General features: G+C 69.0%; 19 protein-coding genes and 5 tRNA genes. 15 read left to right on the forward strand and 9 right to left on the reverse strand.

The features are described from left to right. Nucleotides 1–5 precede the first annotated feature (5 nt). The gene (locus ABZX37_RS27720) at nt 6–1349 is read right to left on the reverse strand and encodes an MFS transporter (protein ID WP_354744329.1); all 1344 of its coding nucleotides are present in this window, start codon (nt 1347–1349) and stop codon (nt 6–8) included. Between the two features lie 166 nt (nt 1350–1515). Between ABZX37_RS27720 and ABZX37_RS27725 the strand changes: the two genes are divergently transcribed. Continuing rightward, the gene (locus ABZX37_RS27725) at nt 1516–2085 is read left to right on the forward strand and encodes a TetR/AcrR family transcriptional regulator (protein ID WP_354744331.1); all 570 of its coding nucleotides are present in this window, start codon (nt 1516–1518) and stop codon (nt 2083–2085) included. 1 nt (nt 2086) lies between these two features. Here the strand turns inward: ABZX37_RS27725 and ABZX37_RS27730 are convergent, their stop codons facing one another. After that, the gene (locus tag ABZX37_RS27730) at nt 2087–3157 is read right to left on the reverse strand and encodes a DUF5937 family protein (RefSeq protein ID WP_354744333.1); all 1071 of its coding nucleotides are present in this window, start codon (nt 3155–3157) and stop codon (nt 2087–2089) included. 101 nt (nt 3158–3258) lie between these two features. Here ABZX37_RS27730 and ABZX37_RS27735 point away from each other — a divergent pair, with 101 nt between their 5' ends. Together ABZX37_RS27735 and ABZX37_RS27740 are read left to right on the forward strand one after the other, a co-directional pair. Continuing rightward, entirely contained in the window at nt 3259–4458 is a 1200-nt protein-coding gene (locus ABZX37_RS27735) for an MFS transporter (protein ID WP_354744335.1), read from the forward strand. After that, the gene (locus ABZX37_RS27740) at nt 4455–5222 is read left to right on the forward strand and encodes an SGNH/GDSL hydrolase family protein (RefSeq protein ID WP_354744337.1); all 768 of its coding nucleotides are present in this window, start codon (nt 4455–4457) and stop codon (nt 5220–5222) included. The genes ABZX37_RS27735 and ABZX37_RS27740 overlap by 4 nt, the downstream gene beginning before the upstream one ends. Nucleotides 5223–5230: 8 nt before the next feature. Here ABZX37_RS27740 and ABZX37_RS27745 read toward each other — a convergent pair whose 3' ends face one another. Together ABZX37_RS27745 and ABZX37_RS27750 are read right to left on the reverse strand one after the other, a co-directional pair. Then, on the reverse strand, nt 5231–5758 hold the full coding sequence (locus tag ABZX37_RS27745) for a CGNR zinc finger domain-containing protein (protein WP_354744339.1): 528 nt from the start codon (nt 5756–5758) through the stop codon (nt 5231–5233). A 7-nt stretch (nt 5759–5765) separates the two neighbouring features. Further along, the gene (locus ABZX37_RS27750; protein WP_354744341.1) at nt 5766–6080 is read right to left on the reverse strand and encodes a hypothetical protein; all 315 of its coding nucleotides are present in this window, start codon (nt 6078–6080) and stop codon (nt 5766–5768) included. Between the two features lie 286 nt (nt 6081–6366). Here ABZX37_RS27750 and ABZX37_RS27755 point away from each other — a divergent pair. From ABZX37_RS27755 to ABZX37_RS27775, 5 genes are all read left to right on the forward strand, one after another. Further along, a tRNA-Gly gene (locus ABZX37_RS27755) sits at nt 6367–6439 on the forward strand. 27 nt (nt 6440–6466) lie between these two features. Further along, a tRNA-Arg gene (locus ABZX37_RS27760) sits at nt 6467–6540 on the forward strand. Nucleotides 6541–6687: 147 nt separating this feature from the next. Further along, a tRNA-Gln gene (locus ABZX37_RS27765) sits at nt 6688–6759 on the forward strand. 4 nt (nt 6760–6763) lie between these two features. Beyond that, nucleotides 6764–6835 (forward strand) — tRNA-Gln (locus ABZX37_RS27770). 20 nt (nt 6836–6855) lie between these two features. Continuing rightward, a tRNA-Lys gene (locus ABZX37_RS27775) sits at nt 6856–6929 on the forward strand. Here the strand turns inward: ABZX37_RS27775 and ABZX37_RS27780 are convergent. From ABZX37_RS27780 to ABZX37_RS27800, 5 genes are all read right to left on the reverse strand, one after another. Then, nucleotides 6891–7568 (reverse strand): site-specific integrase, encoded by a 678-nt coding sequence (locus tag ABZX37_RS27780; RefSeq protein ID WP_354744459.1) that lies wholly within the window; start codon nt 7566–7568, stop codon nt 6891–6893. The genes ABZX37_RS27775 and ABZX37_RS27780 overlap by 39 nt on opposite strands. Further along, on the reverse strand, nt 7517–8227 hold the full coding sequence (locus ABZX37_RS27785; RefSeq protein WP_354744343.1) for a hypothetical protein: 711 nt from the start codon (nt 8225–8227) through the stop codon (nt 7517–7519). Before ABZX37_RS27785 ends, ABZX37_RS27780 begins: the two co-directional genes overlap by 52 nt. 10 nt (nt 8228–8237) lie before the next feature. After that, nucleotides 8238–8480 (reverse strand): hypothetical protein, encoded by a 243-nt coding sequence (locus tag ABZX37_RS27790; protein WP_354744345.1) that lies wholly within the window; start codon nt 8478–8480, stop codon nt 8238–8240. Between the two features lie 96 nt (nt 8481–8576). After that, a complete protein-coding gene (locus tag ABZX37_RS27795) occupies nt 8577–8801 on the reverse strand; it encodes a DNA-binding protein (RefSeq protein ID WP_354744347.1) in 225 nt (74 codons plus the stop codon). Then, on the reverse strand, nt 8798–9583 hold the full coding sequence (locus ABZX37_RS27800; RefSeq protein ID WP_354744349.1) for a site-specific DNA-methyltransferase: 786 nt from the start codon (nt 9581–9583) through the stop codon (nt 8798–8800). The genes ABZX37_RS27795 and ABZX37_RS27800 overlap by 4 nt, the downstream gene beginning before the upstream one ends. Before the next feature lie 402 nt (nt 9584–9985). Here ABZX37_RS27800 and ABZX37_RS27805 point away from each other — a divergent pair, with 402 nt between their 5' ends. From ABZX37_RS27805 to ABZX37_RS27835, 7 genes are all read left to right on the forward strand, one after another. After that, entirely contained in the window at nt 9986–10321 is a 336-nt protein-coding gene (locus tag ABZX37_RS27805; protein WP_354744351.1) for a hypothetical protein, read from the forward strand. Next, the gene (locus ABZX37_RS27810) at nt 10321–10518 is read left to right on the forward strand and encodes a hypothetical protein (RefSeq protein WP_354744353.1); all 198 of its coding nucleotides are present in this window, start codon (nt 10321–10323) and stop codon (nt 10516–10518) included. The genes ABZX37_RS27805 and ABZX37_RS27810 overlap by 1 nt, the downstream gene beginning before the upstream one ends. Before the next feature lie 283 nt (nt 10519–10801). Continuing rightward, a complete protein-coding gene (locus ABZX37_RS27815) occupies nt 10802–11875 on the forward strand; it encodes a hypothetical protein (protein ID WP_354744354.1) in 1074 nt (357 codons plus the stop codon). A 109-nt stretch (nt 11876–11984) separates the two neighbouring features. Further along, nucleotides 11985–15683, forward strand: a complete 3699-nt coding sequence (locus ABZX37_RS27820; RefSeq protein ID WP_354744356.1) for a hypothetical protein — start codon at nt 11985–11987, stop codon at nt 15681–15683. Further along, nucleotides 15683–16726: a hypothetical protein gene (locus tag ABZX37_RS27825; protein WP_354744358.1), complete on the forward strand. Its 1044-nt coding sequence runs from the start codon at nt 15683–15685 to the stop codon at nt 16724–16726. The genes ABZX37_RS27820 and ABZX37_RS27825 overlap by 1 nt, the downstream gene beginning before the upstream one ends. Nucleotides 16727–16833: 107 nt before the next feature. Beyond that, nucleotides 16834–17502, forward strand: coding sequence for a hypothetical protein (locus ABZX37_RS27830; protein ID WP_354744360.1), 669 nt, complete (start codon nt 16834–16836; stop codon nt 17500–17502). Between the two features lie 34 nt (nt 17503–17536). After that, on the forward strand, nt 17537–19702 hold the full coding sequence (locus tag ABZX37_RS27835; RefSeq protein ID WP_354744362.1) for an AbfB domain-containing protein: 2166 nt from the start codon (nt 17537–17539) through the stop codon (nt 19700–19702). Nucleotides 19703–19722: the final 20 nt, after the last annotated feature.

Here is a 19722-nt window from a genome sequence, read left to right on the forward strand (position 1 = left end):
GCGCATCAGCGGACGTACACGGTGGCGTCGTCGATGTCGGCCTTCGAACGATCGGGCAGCGCGATCACACACAGCACGGTCACCACGACCGAAGCGACGATGTAGATCGAAATCGAATACGGCGTGCCGGTGGTGTGCAGGAGCCAGACAGCCAGCAGAGGTGCGGGGCCGCCCGCGAACACCGACGCCAGTTGGTATCCCAGCCCCGCGCCGCCGTAGCGCAGATGCGTCGGGAAGCTTTCCCCGATCAGCGCCGCCTGCGGGCCGTACTGCATCGAGTGCGCCACCAGGGACACGATGATCGCCAGGAAGATCATCGCGTGGCCGCTGTGGGTCAGCACGGTGAAGTACGGGAACGCGATCACGCCGGTCAGCACCGCGCCGGTCAGGTACACCTGTTTGCGGCCGATCCGGTCGGAGAGCTGGGAGAACAGCGGGATCAGCAGCAGTTCCGCCGCCGCGCCGACCAGGACCGCGTTGAGCACGAACGTTTTGCTGAATTCCGGTCGTTGCACGACATAGAGCAGGACGTAACTGGTGAACAGGTAGAACGGCATCTGCTCGCTGAACCGCAAACCGGCCGACAGCAGGATTTCCCGCCAGTGGTGGCGGACGACGTCCTTCACCGGCGCTTTCGAGGTGCGGTTGGCCGCGACGGCGGCGGCGAACATCGGCGTTTCCAGGATGCGCAGCCGGATGACCAGGCCGATCGCCACCAAAACGAGGCTCAGCAGGAACGGGATCCGCCAGCCCCACGAGGAGAAGGCGTCCGGGGACAGCGTCGCGGAAAGCAAGGTCATCCCGCCGGTTCCCAGTACGAGTCCGACCGGAACGCCGACCTGCGCGAAACTTGCCAGCAGCCCGCGCCGGCGCTGGTCGCCCCATTCCATGGCCAGCAGCACCGATCCGCTCCACTCGCCGCCGATCGCGATGCCTTGCACCAGCCGCAGCAGGACCAGGATCAGTGGGGCCGCGATGCCGATCGTCGCTGCGCCCGGAAGCAGGCCGACCACCGCCGAGGACAGGCCCATCAGCAGGAGCGTCACGATGAGCGTCGCCTTGCGGCCGAGCCGGTCGCCCCAATGGCCGAAGATCGCCGCGCCGATCGGGCGGGCCGCGAAACCGACCGCGTAGGTGGCGAACGACTGCATGACCCCCGCGTACGAGGAGGAAGCGGGGAAGAACAGATGGGGAAAGACCAACGCGGCGGCGGTGTTGTAGAGGAAGAAGTCGTACCACTCGATGGTGGTGCCGATCGAACCGGCCAGAGCCGCCCGGCGTACCTGCACCCGGCGGTCGCCGGAGGAAGCTTGGACTGACTGGGTGACCTCGTTGTCGCCTAGAGTCATGGTCGTGCACCTCTCGTGACGGTCGTCACACTACAGTGTGAACGACCGGCAGAGGTTTGACGATTCCTGACGCCTGCTCCGGACGGGTTGTTTCCGACCCTCCGGCACGCCGAACCCACCTGGATCGGGCGCCGCGCGGGCAGGACGCGCGACTACCATCACAGCCGTGACCGAGGACAAACCGCTGCGCGCCGACGCGCGGCGAAACCGCGCCAAGGTGCTCGAAGCCGCCGAGACCGTATTCGCGGCGAAGGGCACCGGCGCGCCGACCGAGGAGGTCGCGCGCGAGGCCGGCGTCGGCATCGGCACCGTGTTCCGGCACTTCCCCACGAAAGAAGCGCTCCTGGAAGCCGTGCTCTACGCGCGGCTGAACCGGTTCGTCGACGAGGCGGACGCGGTCGTCGCGCAGAACGCCGAGGACGCCGGAGCCGCGTTCTTCACCTTCCTCACCAGCTGGATCGAGATGTCCAGCGCCAAAAACGCCTACTTCGAGGCGCTCACCTCGGCCGGCGTGTGCGTGCCCAGCACGGGTTCGGTGATCGGGGAGCGGCTGCGGGAATCGCTCGGCGTGCTGCTGCGGCGCGCTCAGGAGAGCGGCGCGGTGCGCCGCGACGTCACCACGACCGAGCTGATCCCGGTGATCATCGGCACCGCGAAGGCGGCCGAGCACGTCGGGGCCGATCGCGAACTGCGCGACCGCACCATCGCGATCCTGTTCGACGGCCTCCGCACCTGAGTCAGCGAAGCACGGCAGCCAGCAGGTCGGTGCCCAGCGCGGACAGCTGCGGCAAGGCGAGGGAGTAGCGGACGTACCGGCCTTGGCGCTTGGCGGTGAGCAGGCCAGCCCGGCGCAAAACCGCGAGATGCCGGGACACCTCCGGCGCGGACAGATCCCAGTTGTGCGCGAGTTCGCTGGTGGTGTGCGGGCTGCGCGCCAGCGTGCGGACCAGGCGCAGCCGCACCGGATGGGCCAGCGCGTCGAGCCGCAGCTCGACCGTTTCCAGCGGCACCGGAGCGGCCGCGTCGGCGACCGGGTATTGCACCACCGGCCGCCAGCCGGAGGCGTGCACCACGACCAGGTGCGGGCTGCCGAAGACGCTGGGGATGAACGTGACGCCGTCTTGGGCGGAGGTCGCCTTGTCCTGCAGCTTGTCCACGACGATCCGGGACCCGTCCCCGGACAACGCGACCGCGCTGGACACCGCATCGAGAGCTGTACGGATTCCCTTGTGCCGCAGCAGGTCTTGTTTGTGTCGCAGGTCCGCGGCGAGCTGAGGTTCGAGTCCGGTCCAGGCGCTGTCGAAGAACGCTTCGGCGCATTGTTCGAGGGTGTCGCGGACGCGGGCTCGCGTGGCTTCGGGGTCCGTCAGGAGGCTTTCAGCGAATGCTTCCTGGCGAGGGCCGCGTGCCTGGGCGAGGTCGAGGGCACGGTCACGCGAGTTCGGGTCGGCGAGCGGGGAACGGGTCGCGATCCGGGTGCTGCCGCAGGTCGAGACGAGCGCCGCGGTCGCGTACGTTTCGTGGTCGATCGCGTCGACATCGGCCAGTTCCTCGGCGAGAGTCGGGCGCGGACGTCCGGGAAGCAGGAAATCGGCTTGCGAGGACCGCCAAAGGGAATCGGCCTCTCGCACGCGTTCGGCCAGCTCGGGCCGCATCCCAGCCCAGACTTCGCCCGCCCGCGCGGCGAACCGCGGATGATGGCCCGGCTCGGCCAGCACGTGCAGCATCGCGGTCAGCTCCGCGAGCGGCGACGCGGCGAACCGCACCTGCTCGGCCGGCAGCCCGGCGATGTCGATCCTCAACGGCACCACACCAGCATCGCCGATCGCCCGGCCCGGACCTTCGCCGGTTGACGAAAACCGCGAATCGGCGTGCTCCGGCCGAGGCGGGCACGGGAGCGTCGAGCGCCATGACCACCAAGATCCGGCCGAGCGTGTTGATCCGCGTCTCCGGCGGCCCGCGCTACGCCGCCGCGATGGCCGTCGACGCACTCGGCACCGGCCTGCTGCGCCCGTTCCTCCTGATCTATGGAGTGACCGTGCTCGGCCTGTCCGCGCCCGCGACCGGCGCCGCCATGACCGCAGGCGTCGTCGCCGGGCTCGGCTGCATGCCGTTCGTGGGGCGGTGGCTCGAGCGAGGCGCGCGCACCACCGTGGTGGCCGCTTCGATGCTGGTGCGTGCGGTCGGCGTCGTGCTGCTGCTGGCCGCGCCGCCGGGGGAGCTGTGGCCGTTCGTCGGTGCCGCGATTCTTCTCTCTGCGGGCAACCAGGCTTGGCCAGCGGCGCACGCGGCGCTCGTCGCGACGCTCGCTGAAGGCAGGCAACGCGACGCCGCCCTCGCTGCCGGTCGTTCGCTCCGCAATGCCGCGCTCGGCATCGGCGCGCTGCTGGCGACCGCGTGTCTCGCCGGCGGCTCGAATGCCTTGCGCGCCATGGCGATCGGCACCGGGATCGCATATCTGATCGCCGCCGTCCTGGCGTGGTCGGTCCGCTTGCGAGCTCCGGCCGCCGTGGCGGAACCTGGTGCCGAGAGCGCGCCGCGGATGGGTTCGCTGCTGGCCGCGAACGTCATCTACGCGTTTTGCCTCAACGTCCCGGAGATCGCGTTGCCGTTGGTGCTGACCGCGTATCTGCACGCGTCCCCGGTGTGGTCGGCGGCGATCTTCGTGGCCAACACCGTGCTCGTCGTCGCCTTGCAGGTGCCGGTCACCGTGCTGCTGGCGCGGGTTTCCCGGCGGACCGCGCTGGCGGGCGGCGGAGTCGTGCTCGCCTTGTCGTATCTCGGCTTTCTCGCGGCGACCTTGCTCGGATCCGGTTGGGCGGCGCCCGCGATCGCCGCGGTTTCGGTGGTCTGCACCATCGGCGAGATCATCTACGCGGGCAGCGCCGCCGCGTTCGTCATGGCCCTGGCGCCCGCACGCCTGCTCGGCCGGGCGGTGGCCCGCTTCGAACTGTCGACCGGCGTCGGGCTGGCGGTCTCCCCGGCGGTGCTCGCCGCGCTCGCGCCGCTCGGCCCCGGCGTGCTCTGGGGCGGCCTCGCCGGAGCTACCCTGGTGTCCGCGGGCGCCGTCGCGAGGGGTGGGGGAGCCGGGCCTAAACTGAGCCAATGACCAACCGCTTAGTCTGTATTGGCGATTCGTTCACCGAAGGCGTCGGGGACGACGATCCGTCCGCGCGCAACGGGGTGCGCGGCTGGGCCGACCGGGTCGCCGAGGTGCTGGCCGCCGGGGAGCCCGGGTTTCGCTACGCCAATCTGGCGGTGCGCGGGAAGCTCCTGCCGCAGGTGCTGAACGAGCAGGTCGAACCGGCGCTGGCGATGAAGCCGGACCTCGTCACCGGCTACGCGGGCGGCAACGACCTGATGCGGCCGCGCGTCGATGTCGACAGCCTCGCCGATTCGTACGAGCGCGCGGTGGCTCGGTTCCGTGCGGCCGGCGCGCAGGTGCTGTTGTTCACCGGCGTCGACGGCGTGGAAGACGCGCTGTTCCGGCAGATCCGCGGGCGGGTCGCGATCTACAACGAGCACGTGCGCGGCATCGCGGCCCGGCACGAGACGCTGCTGGTGGACATGTGGTCGATGCGCCAGCTGCGCGACCGTCGCATGTGGTCCCCGGATCGCCTGCACCTCAACGCGGCCGGGCACACCGAAATCGCCATCGCCGTCCTCGACGCGCTCGGTGTCCAGCACAGCGTCACGCACGCCGCGCTGGGTCCGCGGCCTCGCCTGTCGACGCGGGAACAGCGCGCGGCGAACCTCCGCTGGGGCCGGGAACACGCGCTGCCGTGGATCGGCCGCCGCCTGCGCGGCGAGTCCTCCGGCGACACGATCGCCCCGAAATACCCGGAACTGCAGTCGTTCGAAGCGGCCGACTGACCTGCCGCTCAGCCCACCAGCTGCCGCGCGCGATGGTCGGCGACGTTGACCCGCGTGCCGCAGCGAGTGGAGCAGAACCGGCGGCGCCCGTTACGCGAGGTGTCCACGAACGCGATGCCGCACCCTTCGCGCGCACAGACGCCGAGGCGGTGCGGCTCCTCGCACACGAGATGCGCGAGCCCGCCCGCGGTGTAGGCGTAGAACCGCTCGACCACGCCCGCGCCTTCGCTGGAGTAGTGCAGATGCGGCGCTTTCCCGTCGTGACTGGCGATGTTCGGCCGACACGCGGCGACCGCGAGCAGCTCGTTCAGCAGATCGATCCGCTCGGCCGTCGTCTCCGCGACGAACACCTGGTGCAGCCGCCGCCCCCACGCGAGGATCCGCTCGGCTTCGTCCGCGGCGATGCGCGGCAGCACCATGTCGCGCGCCTGCCCCGCGGCTCGCACCTCGGCGGCCGTGACGCCGTCGCGCTGGGCAAGGGTGGCCAGGTCGGCGGCTACTTGCGCGCCCGCGCCGCCGTAAGGATTGAAGTGCACTCGACCATTACAACACGATCCGCCGCCCAGGGAAATGCTTCTCCGGAAAATAAGATTGACGCACCGCTTCGGCGTAGGTGAAGATGAATGCACCAAAGCGGATGAAGGAGCGGACATGACGAACAGGCGACAGCGGGAGACGCGAGGCCAATATCCGGCCGCGGTCCGCGCTGCCCAGCGTTCCGTTCATCAGCGCCGCACCTGCCGAAAAAGCGGCCTCCTCGCCGGTATCCGCTCCCTGACCTGACGCAACAGCCGTCGAGCACCGGGAGCCGCCCGTCGGGAAACCGACCTGGGCGGCTTCTTTCGTCAGGGCCTCCAAACACACTTAATTGCGCCTGTTATTTCCGCGCCAGCATTTCCTGCTGCCCATTTGGCGGGCGCGGTCCTTTGACAACTGCACAGCGGAGCAAGACATTTCCGAGACTCGTCCCCGTCGCCTCACCCGCGGCCAGGACGAGCGCCGGGTCCGGCAGCCACGCGCCGCCGGACCCGCACGGTGAAGACGGGGCGGTGGCGGCCCCACCCGGCTGTAACCCGGGCGCCCTTGCGGGCAATGAGGGTTCGACTCCCTCCTTCACCACTGCGCCCTGGCCAGGGCGCGTCCTGCGGTCGTGGTGAACTCGGCGGACACGTCGGTCTTCCAAACCGAAGAAGAGGGTTCGATGCCCTCCGGCCGTTCGCGACCGGCCCCGAAGCCGGACGCAGACCCCTGTAGCTCATCGGGAAAGAGCGCCGCGCTACGAATGCGGAGGCACCAGGTTCGAGTCCTGGCAGGGGTACGGCCCCGGCGCCGAGGGGGCGCCGGGGCCTGCTCGTGCGGGTCCGGCCCGCACTCCCCGGATGCGAGGGGCATCGGCGACCCCGCCTGGTTCGGGACCAGGAGACACCGCGTTCGACCCGCGGGCATCCGACTGGCTACGGCCCGTTCCCGGTTGGTGTAACCGGCAGCATCGCGGATTTTGGATCCGCGGGCCCAGGTTCGAATCCTGGACCGGGAGCCCATGCCCGTTCGTCCAACTGGCAGGACGCCGCGCTCTGGACGCGGAAACCGAGGTTCGAACCCTCGACGGGCAGCGCCTTTCCCGCCTCGCCGCGGGTCGTTAGCTCAATCGCGCAGAGCAGCCGGCTTTTACCCGGCGGGTTCAGGGTTCGAATCCCTGGCGGCCCACTTTCTGGCCCCAGGTCGCCGGTGTTGGTGACCTGGGGTTTTGTTTTGTTCGGACGATGTCCTCCTGGCACTGCACTGTCCATTGTGGTCTCTTGCGAGCGAGGGGAGCCCTAGAGCGCGGGCACGGTGCACAGCGGCCTGCCGGGGGATCGCCGACGCCAGTCTCTGGGCGGCGTCGGCGGCGACTTCCTGGGCGACGTTCGTGTAGAGGTCCATGGTGACCTTGATCGAAGAGTGGCGGAGGATGTGCTGGATCACCTTCATGTCCACCCCGGCGGCCAGCATGAGCGTTGCTGCTCCGTGGCGGAGCCCGTGGAGAGTGATCGGGGGCAAGCCAGCTGCCCGGACCAGGTACGTGAATTCGTCCGAGACGTCCGCGGGGTGCAGTGGGCTGCCGTCGGGGCAGGTGAAGACGAGGTCGTGATCCTGCCAGTCCTCGCCGAGGCGGGCCTTCGCCTCGTCCTGACGCGCCAGGTGCTGCGCGAGGACCAGGACGGTGTCGGGATCCAGCGGGACAATTCCCTCGGACGACGACGTCTTGGGCTTGGACTGCCCGGTTTCCCACCCGTACTGGACGATCTGGTTGGTCACCTCCAGCGACGCCGCGTCCAGGAACGTGTCCGGCGCCGCTGCTCGCACGCCTCGCCCCGACGCAGCGCTGAGTGGGCGATCAGGTGGAAGAGCCGATACAGCGGATGACCGACTGCGAAGTCGAGGAACTGGCCAGTCTGTTCCCCGGTCCACACCATGACCGGGGACGGCACCTCGCCAGTGCGGTGCCATTTCGCGACGCGTTCCGGCGTCCAGAGCTTCGGTCTCGGCCGGTCCGGCGTCGGCAATTCCACCAGCACGGCCACGTTGACGGTCAGCAGCCCTTCCTTCACTCGCCGGTTCAGCAACGCCCGCAAAGCTTCCCGGATCCGCTGCAGCGACATCAGGCCGACCGGGCGCTGCCACTTCACCGCCGCGACCTTGTCGGGGTCGCCGCTTGCCCGGTACTCCTCAATCAGGTCGTTGTGCTCCACGATCGCCTCGAACATCGCGTCCAGATGCCCGCCCCGGAGCTTGTCGCGTCGGATCTTCTCCAGATACAGGCGCACATACGACTCGTAGGAGCGGTAGGTGTTCCGGCTCACCGTGCGCTTCTTCACCGCGAGGAACTCGTCGAACTCCTGGTCCATCAGCGGATGCTCCAATTCGGTCGCCGCGGCGCGCACCAGCCGTCGCACCGCCTCGACCTCCGGCAACGGGTCCTTCTTCGCGATCACCTTCACGAGCAGATCGCCGATCTTGCGCAAGGTCTCGTCATCACCCTCCTCGGCGAGCCCGAGCAGCTCTCGGACCGAGGCTGAGACCGCTCTCGGCCTCGGTCGCGTACCCGCCGCGTCGCCGTGGCCGGCGGTTGCCCTCCGCGTCCGGCGGCAGCTCTATGCGGAAGAACCATTGCCCGTGCCGCTTGTTCCGCAGCTTCGGGCACTCGTCGCCCAGCGATTTCTTGTTGTTGTCCCGGCACGAACACCGCCAGAACACCGATCCCTTCGGCACGGTCACACCTTGCTCCTTTGCCACGTCACCTACCAGGGCGCTTCTCGGGCGTGAATACTCGCGCTGCGACCACCTCTCGGGGAACCCCGAGACCTGCGAAGATCACCTCATCAGGTGGTCGATCTCCAGCAGTCGCAGCAATCCGGCCGTCGGCACCCGGTATGCCGCGCCGACGCGTACAACGGGGCATGGGAACGAGCCAGCCCGGGCCAGCGCGTACGCCTTCGTCCGGCCGATCCCCAGCGCACGCCGTGCAGTATCCAAATCCACGATCGCGGGCAAAGCCTCCACCTCGCCCAGTGTCAGCACATCCACATCGACGGTCATGCTCGCTCACCCGCCAGTCCCAGCCGCGTCAGCGCAATCTCGTGACACCGCGGATCGGCGTCGATCCCGACGAAACGGCAGCGCTGCTCGCGCGCTGCGAGACCGGTCGCCCCGGTACCCGAGAACGGGTCCAGCACCGTGCCGCCCGTGTCACATCCCAACCGCACGCACCGCCGCGCGATCTCCCGCGTTCCAACTGCCGGATGGCGCAGACGGGCGCGGTCCGACGAGACTGTCCACACCTCGGGTCCGGCAGCGGTCTCGTTCGTCTCGTCGCGGTCTCGCCCTAGCTCGAAGATGGTCTCGTAGCGATGAGCGAGGCGATCCCGCACACTTTCCGGTCGCGCGTTCGGCTTGTGCCACACGATCTCCCTCCGGACCGCCCAGCCACGCTCGCGCAGCGGGAACGCGACACGCCACGGCACACCGACCAGATCCTTCGCCTGGCACTTGGACTGCGGCGGGCGATGCCACCCGTAGCGCGACCTTCGGACAGCCGAACCCTCGGCGACGTAGCCGCCCCACGAACCGCCGTAGCTGTCGCCCAGGTTCAGCCATGCCGAACCGTCTGGAGCAAGAACCGGCACGAGTTGCTCGAGGACCGCGACCACGTCGGCGACAGTAGGCTCGGTTCCCAACTGGCCCGCGATCCGGTAGTCACGGAGACCCCAGTACGGCGGCGACGTCACCACGCAATCGACAGAACCGGTCGGCATGTTTCGCAGTTCGGCGGCGGCATCGCCGCAACGAAGCGCCACCTGACCGTCGTCGTAGACCAACATCACGCCTCCCGCGGGTCGTCGGCCGGAAGAACTCGTGTCCCGATTTCAAGAATCATCGCGATCCTCCCGTGCCCAGTAAAGTTCCTGAGACACGGAACGAACGACACAATCTGATACAACACTGCGACGCTGGACCCGGGCTTTGCGAAATTAGACGGAAGCTCGATCGCGAAGATATTACCGCTGCGACAAAGTCGAAACCGCAACAGCGTATGGGAATGGGGTGCAGGTCGTCTTCCCGTGGAAACGCATTCCGTCTGGAGTGTTCCGTTTTTGCCAACTATGCTGACGGGTCGAAAACGTTCTCGATCCGCAATTACTCCAGGGTCTTAATGGAGTTTTTTGCATCCGGTGCGGACGTCTCGCGCAGGGGCAGTTCTGAGGCTGGACGTTCGCGGTCGAGTGCGACGGGCCGAGCGGGTACCTGGGCTGGCGGCGCGAGCTGCTGACCGCGCTGTCCGCGCGGGCGGTTTCGCCGGGACGGCGCTGTACCTGCCGAATGTGCAGGAAGTCTGTGCCGCCGAGGGCGGACAGGTGGTCACGGTGCCCGAGCCGCTGCACACCTACCGCCGCTCGGGCACGGACCCGGACCGGATGCGCGAACTCGGGTTCCGCACCGACGACGAGGACGATCTCGCCGGCGTCGCGCTGGACGCGTCCGTACTGGAGGGGTCGTGGCGGGGCGGGTTGATGCGGTTCGACGAACGCGGAGCCACGATCAGCCTCCCCTCGGATTGATGCGCTACAGGTTCTCGTACGGGCCACTCGCGGGCCTGTCGCAGGCACGTGCCAAAGAATTTCATTCGGGCGAAACGTATGGCGGGAAGATCGCCGAGGAAGAAAAGGTGCAGTCAAGGGAAGCGCGCGGGATTTCCCTGGCCGCGCTCTCTTTCGGCCTGCTGGATTCGTGGTCGTCATTTCGTGCGACCAAATGAGACGCTACAGGGTCGTCCAGTTGGTGAGCTAGCTGAATTATCGATCTGTGGAAATCCTTTTCGTGACTTGACGGTGCCGACAAGTTCGCTTCCGGCTGTCCGGAAGGCGGCCGCTGGTGGATGTTGCACCGGCTTTCGGCTTTCGGCCGCGGGCGGTTCACCTGCTGTTCGTCGGGTCCTGTTGTGGAGTTTCCCTTTTTTGGGTCTGTTCGGTGGTTGCCGGACGTTTGTCCGGGTGGTTGCCTCGCTGTGGTGATCAGCCGAAGGGGCGGGGAGGCTCTCGGTGCGGAAGAACCGTGGTGGGGTGTGCGTCGCTGGTTTGCTGGCGGTCGTGGTTTTCGGGAGTGCTGTTCCCGCGGCCGCTGTTGCTGTTCCCGCAGGGAAGACGGCTGCCGCAGCGGCGGTCGTCGATCAGGCTGCGAGCGACCGTGCGTGGGTTCGCCATCTGGCGGGGAAGCATCCGTTGTGGACGGTGCGCACGGATGCCTGGGTGGCGTTGATGAGCGATGCCGGGAACGAAGCGATCGCTGCTTTCCTGGCTTCAGGGTTGGCGGATGCCATCGCGCGGGCGTCGGAAACCGGGGCGATGAACCGGGATTTCGTTGTTCGTGTGCTGGATGCCTATCCGGCGAAGTTCGCGCCGGAGGTGCACGCTGCTGCGGAGCGGGCGCTGGCCGGTACTGATTCCGAACGGGATTTGTTCGTGCGGGAGGGTTTCGCAGCGGCCGAGCAGCGGGACCGCCGCGCGCGTGAGGCGGACGGAAGCCAGGCACGCGCACTGGTCGAAGCCGATCGGAAGTTCGTGCGGAATCTGTCGCTGGCCGATCCGGGCGCGCAGGTGCGTGCTGCGGCGGCGTGGGCGTTGCGGCCGGGTTCCGGTGATGAGGATCTGGTCGAGTTCTTCAGTTACGGCTGGGCGCACGCGGCGCTGCTGGATCTGGAGGTCTCGCGGTTGCGGGGTGTCGAGGAGCAGGCGCGGTGGAGGGTGGCGGCGCGGCGGCTGGCGGCCGACGCGGATGCGGCGGAGCGAGCGGCGCTGGCGACGTCGGGCGAGGCGGCGCGGGAGGCGCGCGCTGCGGCGGTGAAGGCGTGGCGCGCCGCTGCGGACGGCACAGCAGCGCCGAAAGCGTCGTTGGTCGAGGCACAGCAGGTCGCGCAGTGGGAGGCCGAAAACTGGCACGCGATCGCCGCGGCGGCCGCGAGTGCGAGCGGCCCGAACTGGCAGGCGATGGCCGGGCCCGCTGCCCGGACCGAAGCGGAGTGGGCAGCGGACCGTCAGCAGGCGTCCGAACAGTTGCAATTCTGGGACAGCTTGTTGCGGCAGGCGCTTGAAGGCGAATCCCGCATGTCTGTTTAGGACTCCGAGCGGTCGTGCGCGCTTGCGCCCGATCCGGTTTTCACGTGTGCGGCCTGATGTCACAACGGGGGAGGGCTTTGTCATGGTGCGCGGAGCTGCGCGGAGAGCGATGTCGCTGTTGCTGGTGTTCGCCGTGTTTCTCGGCACGGTCGAACCGGCGGCGGCCGCTCAGGGCGCGACGAAAACGGTCGCCGTGCGAAGTCCGGCCCGGCCGATTCCAAAGACGGACTACCCGGGCTGGGACGGCAAAACCGGCGTGGGCAAGGAGATCGACCCGCGGTATCGGGGCTTGGTGGCCGACATCGCGGAGCTGTCGGAGGAACCGGAGGTTCGCGAAGCAGCTGCGGTCGCATTGGCGGCCAACACCGACGAAGCGATCCGTACTTTTCTCGACGTCGGCGAGTCGGAAGCACAAGCGCGGGCGAAAGCCCGCCGGGAGGACACCGCGCGCCGCGACCGGGCGGCTGTTCTGGCTTTGAAGGGCACCGGCGGTCCGGTATTCAACGCCGAGGTCGAGCGTGTGCTGGCGGGCTCGGATGCTGATCGCGCGGCATTTCTGGACTACGGCAGGGGCATCGCGCAGGACCGGGACCGGCGCGCCGCGGCTTCGGCCCAGGCTCGGGCGGCGGAGCTGAGAACCCGGGTCCAGGCGCTGACCGGGGCCGGTGGTCCCGAGGTGCGGCAGGCGGCGCAGGCAGCGCTCGCGGCCGGGGACGCCGCGATCGTGGCGTTTCTCGACGGCGGGTATCTGGCGGCGGCCAAACGCGACGCGGAGGCTCGCGAGGCGTATCTGAAGGATCTCGAGGCTCGGGAGAAGGCTGCCGATCAGCTCAGCGAGCTGGCGAAGAAGACGGCGCGGGCGAACGCGGCGCGCCGGAATCTGCTGATCGCGAACGGCCAGGGCGTGCGGACTCTGGAGCAGGCGTCGAATGCGATGGTGTCCGCGGGCAATGCCGCCCGGCAGGCCGCGCAGATCCTCGCCGCCAACGCCGCGAGCGGGCAGCATTCCCCGTCGTCGTTCAGCCTGGTCGTGCGGGAGGCCGATCGGCAGCTGGGCTACGCGAATCAAGCCGTGACCGACGCGCAGAACGCGGCTGCCGCCGCCGAAGCCGAGGCCGGCATCCTGGTCGACACCGGGTTGACTTACGGCACTCAGTGGGCGCAGCTGGCCCGTGGGGCGGCGGAGGCAGCCCGCGCCGCGGCCGGTGCCGCCCAGACGGCCCGGCAAGCGATCGACGCGACGATGGCGACCGACGCCGCGCGCAACGATCAGGACAAGGCCGAGAAACACGCTGCCGAAGCCCAGGTCTGGCGGGTTCACGCCGAGGAACACGCACGGGCGACAGCGGTCATCGCCGAGTCCGCCCGGTTGCAGTCGGCGGCGGCCAAGGACGCCGCAGCGCGCGCTCACGAGGCCAGGGCAGGAGCCGAACAGGCCGACCAGCAGGCGCAGGCAGGCGCCCAGCGGACGCACGACGCACGGCTGACCGCCGAGGCCGAACAACGCGGTGCCGCCAACAGCCGTCGGATCGCCGAAACAGAGCGCGCGAACGCCGCGGCGTGGCGGCAGCAAGCCGACAGCGACACGGCGACCGCCTGCGCAGCGAGAGGCCAGGCCGACACGCAAGCACGGTACGCCGCGGAAGCGGACCGGCGGGCGCACGAGCAGGAACGGATCTCAGCGGACGCCGCCACCGCCGCGCAGAACGAGGAACGGAACTCGGCGACGGCGCGCGACGCCGCGATCGCCGCCGAACAGCGCAAGGACACGACCGAGGCCCGGGCCCAGGCCTTTGAGCAGGCGGCTGCCGCGGCGCGTGGCACCGAGCACGCGGCGAGGGCAGACCAGGCCGCCCGGCAAGCACGGCTGGATGCGAACGCTGCGGCTGCCGCTGCGGTCAACGCCCGCGACGCGGCCAATCTCGCGACCGGAGCGGCGGCGCGAGCGCGGCAGGCGGCCACGGAAGCCACCCGTGCTGCTGCGCGGGCCCGCGCAGCAGCCGAGGATGCGAAAGCCCACGCGGCACAAGCAAACGCGGCCGCGGGACGCGCCGAGTCAGCCGCCGCCGATACCCGCGTGTCAGCGGCCACCGCCGACGTCAAAGCGGCCGAGGCGACCGCCGCGGAGGTGCAGGCAGGGGTGCACGCTCGCGCGGCAGTCGAGCTGGCGGAGCGATCCGCGGACGAGGCCGTCCGGTCCGCGCGCGGGGCCGATCGCACCGGAGCGGAATCGAATGCGGCGTTCGCCGAGGCGGTGTCCGCCGCGACGCAGGCCGGATTCGCGGTACAGGCGGCGTTGGCGGCGCGGACCGCGTCGGCTGCGATCGCCGACCGTGCGAACACCGCGATCACCGTGGTCGCCCCGTTCACCGGGACCGACATCGACGCCGATTACGTCGTCAAGGTCGCCGACGAAGCCAGAAAAGCCGGTGCGGAGCAGGCACGCGCCGCCTTCGGCCGGGCCGCGGAGGCGAAAGCGGCCGCCGACTTGGCACGAGAGGCCGCCGACCGGGCGCACGGCGACGCCGCAGCGGCCTACCGCGCCGCGTCCGCCGCGTCGTACTCGACCTACGCGGCTGCCCAATCCGCGGCGGAGGCACAGCAGTCGGCGGCGGACGCGGCTACCGACGGTGCGGCCGCCCGCGCCGCCGCCGCCCGCGCGGCTCAGGCTGACGCTCAGTCCCATGTGGACGCTGCGGCAGCGCGGCACGCCGCCAACGTCGCCGCCGACGACGCGGCCATCGCCGGGCGGGCCGCCGACGCGGCCGAGCAGGACGCTGCAGCCGCACGGCAATCAGCCGCATCGGCAGAACGCGCCGCCGCCGCGGCACGGCAGTCTGCCGAGGACGCGGAACGATCAGCCGCCGACGCCGTGGCCGCCGCCGACCGGGCGAAGGCGAACGCCGATCGCGCCGCCGCGGCCGCGGCGCACGCCCGGGACATGGCGATCGACATCCAGACCGCCGCGGACCGCGCCGAGCAGCAGCAACGTCGCGAAGCTGCCGAACACCGGCGATACGAGGCACAGCAGACCGCCGCCTGCCTGGCCGACATCCCAGAGGAAGACCTGGCGACCCTGCTGTGGGAGGAGGAAGGCGTCGCCGCTCAGACGGAGCACGACCAGATCAAGGCCCAGTGCTCCAACGGCGGCGACTTCCTCGCGTTCATCGCCGAGATCGGCGCCGGCGTGCTGCTGGAGGTGCTCGGCGTCAACGACGCGATCCGGTGCTTCGGCGAAGGCGACATCGGAGCCTGCCTGTGGACGCTGGTCGACGCCGCCTCGTTCGTACTCCTCGTCACGAAGGCAGTTCCCATCGGGGAAGCGATCGTCGCCGTGATCAGCAACATCGGCAAATACTTCGCCAAATCAGAGCGCATCCAAAAGATCAAGAACAAAGTGACCGAGCTCCTCGGCCGATTGCGGGGCAACCCGGCGTGTCCGGTGATGGAGCCGGCGAGCCTGGCAGCCGGCGGTGAACCCGTCGGCGATCCGGCCATCGGGGCGACCGCGGCTGCGGGCAAGAAGAAGTGCTGGGGCGCGGGTCAGGCGGAGTACACTTCCAAAACGCACCGGACAATAAGGAACATCCATCTTGATTCGGAGAACCCGCCCGGCCGGGACGGCCAGATCCACCTTCAGGTGGAACACGGAAACGGAAAGAACAGCAAGTATTACTGGGATTTTGAGAAGCGAAGGTTTGACGACATCCCCAAAGATGTATGGAAAGAGATCCGTGCGAATTGGCAGGACTGGAAGAATGCCCTTAATAATGCCCTGCAGGCATTGGGTCAGAGGCCGGTGAAGTGATGGATGCGGTGGAGTCCAACCCGATGCGGCTCCTCATGAACGAGGAGATGGCAGCGCTGGTGGCGGGCGTTGACCTTGATTCGTACCGTGACATGCGCTGGGTCGCGGACGTTGATCGGGCCGGGTGGGCCGGCGACCTCCGGTTGATCACGCGGGAAGGCTGGGTTCGGCTGCCCGCGGGCGCTCTGGTGCTGAAGTGGAAGGTCGAAAGCGTCGGCGAGGAGCGCGATGGCTGGAGCCTCATCGATTACGAGAGGAACGCGAACCGCACGCACATTCCCGGCGATGGGGTGGACCTCTTGTCCGAGCAGGCTCTCGCGGTGCTGTCGGCGAGAGGCTACGCGATGGCGTGGAACTTCTTGGCGCGGATCGACCGCGCCCTTTGTCCCGGCGAGGTGGTGGGCATGGTCAGTGTTTCGCGGGACATGGACGGCAACGCCGTAGGAACCGTCAATTTTCACGAAAACCGCGAAAGCGAACCGGCCCTGGGAACGGACAGCGTGGACAGATACCAGTCCGAGGCCGTGATGGCGCTGGTTCCCGGCACCGGCTTCGACGGTGCGTGGGTGGACTTGCCTCCGCTGCGTGACGGAACGTCGCCCGTGCAGCGCCTCGCAGCGGTCGAGGAGAACGAACAGCGACGGTTGCTGGACCTTGCCCGCAGAGCCGCTGTGAGCCTGCAGCGTGCCGGTGTGCCCGTCGCGGCCGATGCTCCGGCCGGAGACCAAGGCGGTGCCGAAGTCGAGGTCCGGAGTAGCGATGATCCCGCCCCAGGGGTGTATGTGACATGGAAGGCCTCGCGGGAATGGGAATCCTGGCTCGACGGGCTCTCCGGAGATCTCTTTCACCCTGATGTCGAGCGGGCTTGGCACGTCGAGGCGGCGATGAGCCGCGCGATCGCCTCGATCCTCGATGCCTTCGGCTTGGTCGCCGTCGTCGGGCGGGAAGGCCGACCGCTGGAGATCGAGGTCCGCGACCCCGAGCGGAACGGTGTCCGGCACAGGGAAAACGGCGGCTCGCACGCAGCCGCGGAGACCTCGTGACGCGGCCAGGCGTCGGCGACACCAGGTAACTGCACAAGCTCCCGCAGCGGGTCGACCGAGTTCGTCGCGCGCTGTGTACTCGGCGAGGGAAAGGCTGAACAGCGGGGATGAGAGTTGTCAGGGGCGACGCGGCGGAGATCCGGATGAACGAGGCGATGGCTGCGCTTGTCGAGGGAGTTGATCTGGTGTCGGCGCGGGACTTGGGGTGGCTGGCTGACCTGCGGGAGACGGAGTGGGCAGGCGATCTGTGGTACTTGCTGACCGGCGGATGGATTAGGCATTCCTCCGGTGCGCTCGTTCTCGCGCACGGGCGGGTGGTCGACGACGTCAAACCCGTGGACCTGACCGGAAGGGAAGACCTGGCCAACCGGTCCTACCTCCCGCGCAGCGGCCTCGATCTTTCCGCCGATGATGCGATGACAGTCCTGGCTGTTCGCGGCGACTCCCTGGTGTGGGACCTGCTCGCCCGGATCGACAAGGGGCTGAATCCCGGTGTCGTGACCGGCTTCGTCGGGGTGCACCGCAGGCCGGACGGCGCGCCCGACGGTTCGCTGGGCATCCACGAACACCATGACGGCGAGCACGGGCTCTGGGCTCTCGACGACCTGGAGGGCTATCGAGAGGAGGCCGTGCTCGCGGTGACCGTGACTCCCGATTTCACGGCGAGTCCCGCGATCCTGCCGCCGCGGGAATCGCTCTATCCCGATGAACCGGCCGAGTGCGCTTCGTCGCACGAGGAGGAAACGGTGCAGCACAAGGAGCGGGAATCGTCCTGACTGTTCGCTGAAGGGAAGGGGAGGGACCCAGCCAATGCGAAATGTAAGCCACCACTATGCCCGGCAGATCACGCCGGGCCAGCGACGTCGGGCCATGCTGCGGTTCGCCGTGTTCGTGGCCGCGGTCGCCGTCGCCACGGCGGTCACCGGGGCGGCGCCCGTGCGCGCTGCCGAACCGATTGCTCGCCCGCGTTCGGTACCGTCCTGGGGGACAGCCGCAGCTCCGGATCCGGTGGCAGCGGAGGTCGAGAAGGCGAAAGCCGCCGCGGCGCTGGGCATCGTCCCCACCGACGAACAACTGAAGCTGCGGGACAAAGAGTTCGTCATCGCGCTGTGGCGGGTCGCGACCGGGCGTGAGGTGAGAGCGTCGGCCGAACTCGCCTTCACCGGCAGCGATCTGGAATGCACGGAATGGATCAAACACGGGATCCACGAAGCCCGTGCACGGGACCAGGCCAACAAGATCCGCGACGCAGAAGCCGCCGACGCGGCGCGGGAATCCAAGGAACGGGCGTTGGTCGTGCTGGGCATTGTTCCGGACACGTCGGTGACGATGCTCGGGACGCGCGACTTCGTCTACGCGATCGTCCAGCGCCAGACCGGGCCGCGCGTCCATGCCGCCGCGCTGGCCGCCTTCGGTGCGCCGGAGGCGGCGCAACAGGAGTTCATCGCGACCGGGATCCGCACGGCCCATGCCCAGGACCAGCAGGACGGGATAGACGCGGACCAGCACGCGGACGCGGCGATGAAGGCACGCCTGGCGGCCGAGGCGGCCCGGGGACGCGCCGTCTCCGTGGTCGGCGTGCCTGCGACGCCGGACGTTGTGAGCCGTCCGGACGATGACATCTTGCGCATCATCGCCAACCACGCGAAGCCGGGCAGCGAAGTCGAGAAGGCCGCGGTCATCGCGCTGCGCAGCCTCGACCGCGCGGACTGGACCAATTTCGTCGTGACCGGTGTCTTCGCGGCCAACCGCCGCGACCTCGACGCCGTCCTCCAACGGAAAGCCGACGCCGACCGTGCCCTCGTGCAGCAGATCAAAGACCACGCTGTCCAGACCGGCGTCCAGCCCAGGCTGGCCAAAGCGGCCGCCGCGGCGCTCACGGGCGGCGTCACCGAAGTGAGAGACTTCCTTCGGAAGGACCGGGTCGACGCACTGACGCAGTCGCTGCTGCCCAGCCCTCTGGCGAATCCTCCCGGCCAAGGTCCGGATCCCGCCCACGGCGCGAAGTTCCTCCGCGACGTCGATGGCGTCGCGATAGCCAAGGCCGGAAGCCTCGAACCAGGCCCCGCCGACGGCCTGCCCGCCACCTGGAGGGTAGGACCAGGCCTGATCCGCCCCGAGGAGTGCGTGTCGCTGGAATCGGTCACCAAACCGAACCATTACCTCGCGCATGTCGGCGACGCCGCCGCACCGGTGCGGATCGCTCCCATAGACGGCACCGCGGGGTTCGCGGAGGCGGCCACCTGGTGCCCCGACCGCAGCGGCGCTGAGGGCACCGTGAGGCTCGAGGAGCCGATGATCGCCGGCGTGCTCGGCGTCCGCGCGGACGGAACCGCGGTGACCGGCAATCCGGCGAGCTCTTTCGACTGGTGGGTGATGGACCCGAATCCGGACTCGACCGCGATCACCGCGAGGTGGATCGAACGGTGGCTCGCCCCCACATTGCCGCGTTACGACCCGTACCAAGACCTTGTGTATTTCCCATTGGAGCCGGAACAGGTCGACGGGCCGGTGCGCTTCCGCGATTTTTACGACAAGGGCACGACTGGCAAGCCGAGACGGGTGGTCCGGGTGTACTGGTCCGCGGCGACCGGGGCGCACCAATTTTCCGTGGCAGGCACATTCGCGTCTCCTTGTCCGGCACCGGATCTCCTCGACGCCTACCTGGCGCTCGGCGGGCACCGAGCCGGGCCGCTGGGGCCGCCGAGCAGCGAGTCGCAGTGCACAGCGGGAAACACCGGGGTTTTCAAGGACTTCGCCGCGGGCGGATCGATGTACTCCAGCACCCGCAGCGGCGCCCACATCATCTACGGCGCCATCAAAGCGAAATGGATTTCGCTGGGCGCGGAGAAGTCCTCCTTGGGCTTCCCGACCAGCGACGAGTTCGCGATCCCCGGCGGCCGCCGCAGCACCTTCGAACACGGCCGCATCGACTTCGACGCGACCACCGGCGTCGTCACCGCCTATCCCGCCTGAACCACACCGGCAACGCCAAG

The sequence above is a fragment of the Amycolatopsis sp. NPDC004079 genome (assembly GCF_040610415.1).
GTDB classification, from domain to species: domain Bacteria; phylum Actinomycetota; class Actinomycetes; order Mycobacteriales; family Pseudonocardiaceae; genus Amycolatopsis; species Amycolatopsis halotolerans.

Excerpts from the sequence above, each read along its gene's own strand:
- ABZX37_RS27720 (WP_354744329.1), bottom strand. The coding sequence starts at position 1,349 with ATGACTCTAGGCGACAACGAGGTCACCCAGTCAGTCCAAGCTTCCTCC.
- ABZX37_RS27830 (WP_354744360.1), top strand. The coding sequence starts at position 16,834 with ATGAGAGTTGTCAGGGGCGACGCGGCGGAGATCCGGATGAACGAGGCG.
- ABZX37_RS27800 (WP_354744349.1), bottom strand. The coding sequence starts at position 9,583 with ATGTTGGTCTACGACGACGGTCAGGTGGCGCTTCGTTGCGGCGATGCC.
- ABZX37_RS27820 (WP_354744356.1), top strand. The coding sequence starts at position 11,985 with ATGTCGCTGTTGCTGGTGTTCGCCGTGTTTCTCGGCACGGTCGAACCG.
- ABZX37_RS27825 (WP_354744358.1), top strand. The coding sequence starts at position 15,683 with ATGGATGCGGTGGAGTCCAACCCGATGCGGCTCCTCATGAACGAGGAG.
- ABZX37_RS27810 (WP_354744353.1), top strand. The coding sequence starts at position 10,321 with ATGCGCTACAGGTTCTCGTACGGGCCACTCGCGGGCCTGTCGCAGGCA.
- ABZX37_RS27735 (WP_354744335.1), top strand. The coding sequence starts at position 3,259 with ATGACCACCAAGATCCGGCCGAGCGTGTTGATCCGCGTCTCCGGCGGC.
- ABZX37_RS27795 (WP_354744347.1), bottom strand. The coding sequence starts at position 8,801 with ATGACCGTCGATGTGGATGTGCTGACACTGGGCGAGGTGGAGGCTTTG.
- ABZX37_RS27740 (WP_354744337.1), top strand. The coding sequence starts at position 4,455 with ATGACCAACCGCTTAGTCTGTATTGGCGATTCGTTCACCGAAGGCGTC.
- ABZX37_RS27835 (WP_354744362.1), top strand. The coding sequence starts at position 17,537 with ATGCGAAATGTAAGCCACCACTATGCCCGGCAGATCACGCCGGGCCAG.